1 protein-coding gene is annotated in these 1,537 nt (G+C 58.8%); it reads right to left on the bottom strand.

Going from position 1 to position 1,537, the window contains the following annotated elements; all coding sequences use genetic code 11:
* Positions 1–303 precede the first annotated feature (303 nt).
* Entirely contained in the window at positions 304–1,461 is a 1,158-nt protein-coding gene (locus tag DDE76_RS19300) for an IS110 family RNA-guided transposase (protein ID WP_104891357.1), read from the bottom strand.
* Between the last annotated feature and the right edge of the window lie 76 nt (positions 1,462–1,537).

The raw sequence follows: 1,537 nt of genomic DNA, 5'->3' as shown, positions 1-1,537 counted from the left end.
CTTATATGGGGATGGTCAACCGCATATTGGCCTTACCTACTCATTGTCAGGTGTCTTTGAGTATCGCAGATCCATTTGGCGGGTCCGTTTGCGCGACGCGGTTCGCGAGCGAACCCAGTCCACCTTATATTCGGTCAGGGCATCTGCACCTGTTCCATGATCCCGCTTGCGGCGGATTCGGACCCAGAAGACGAGACCATTCTTCAACGGCGGCTGTACTAAGCCATGAGTTTCGTCGGTTCGTCTGCCGAGGATCATCCGAAGGCCGATCGGCCCTCGAAGATTACTTAATCTGAGCTGGCCTTACGCCGATGATTTCGTCAGAACCGCTCCTTCTATGACAACGCCAGCGTTCACGTATTTCCAAAGCGCGACTAGCAGTTTGCGGGCAAGGGCGACGATGGCGGTCTTCTTATACCTACCACCATTCTGCATGACGCGCGTCCTGAACCATTGACTGAGTGCCGAGTTCGGCTGATGGCGCACCCAGAGCCAGGCAACTTGAACTAGCGTCGACCGCAGCCGGGGATTGCCGGATTTCGACACCCCCTGCTCGTAATCGATCTGACCACTTTGCCACGGTGTTGGGGCGAGACCGGCGTAAGCGGCGACCTGCCTTCGATTGTCGAACTTCCGAGAAAGTCCCTCGGACCACAAGACAGCCGCAAATTCCGGGCCGATACCTTTGAGATTGAGCAACAGCGTCGGTGTGGGCGCATCGGCCGCGGCGAGCATAGCATCGCGTTCCTCCTCGACGGCCTTGATTTGCTGGATCAGCAACTCGATCCGATCGAGTTCGCGGCTAATCTGTGCCCTGAGTGCCGGCGGCAACGGCCGTCCATCCCCGGTGATAAGCGCGTCGAGGCACTTGCGGCGATCGCCCTTCAATGGTTCATATCCCGACACGCCTTGGCTGAACAGCAGACCCTTTATCCTATTGACGTGCCTGATCCGTTCGTTCGTCAGCGCCTTTCGCTCGCGCACCAGACGGCGACGGTCCTCCTCTTCTGGCGTCGGTACCCGCAACATGGCGCACACGCGTGGCTCGCCGCGGCTATAAGCCAGCAAAGCCCGGATGAGCGCTTCCCCGTCGATCCGGTCAGTCTTGGCCCGGCGGCGGCGGCGTGATGTGGCGATCGATGCCGGGTCGACAACGTAGCTTTCGACACCTTCGCGCTCAAGAACCCGGTGTATCCAGAATCCATCCAGACCTGCCTCCTGGATGCAAATGATCCGCAAGTTCTGTTTCGTTCGTGCTTCCGACTTGCGTTGCAGCTCACCGAAGTGGTCGAGCAAACCCGAAACGTCGCCCGCCGACACAATGTGTCGCGACATCTTCTCGCCGCCTCCCGGAGTGAGGGAGGTCACAAGCCACTTTGAACGAGACAGTTCTAACGAGACAAATATTGCGGCAAGATCGACGCGGATAGCGGCCGGGGCTTTGGTGCTGTTGGCTTGCATGCTGACCTCCAGGTGATGTTTGGCGACCTCACTCTGGCAGAGCGCTCGCCGCTTTCCATCCCCATAGGATCTTCAC

Source organism: Devosia indica (genome assembly GCF_003056405.1).
Classification (GTDB): domain Bacteria; phylum Pseudomonadota; class Alphaproteobacteria; order Rhizobiales; family Devosiaceae; genus Devosia; species Devosia indica.
Note: the sequence above shows the minus strand (reverse complement) of the source record. Positions and strands in the feature narration are given on the sequence as shown.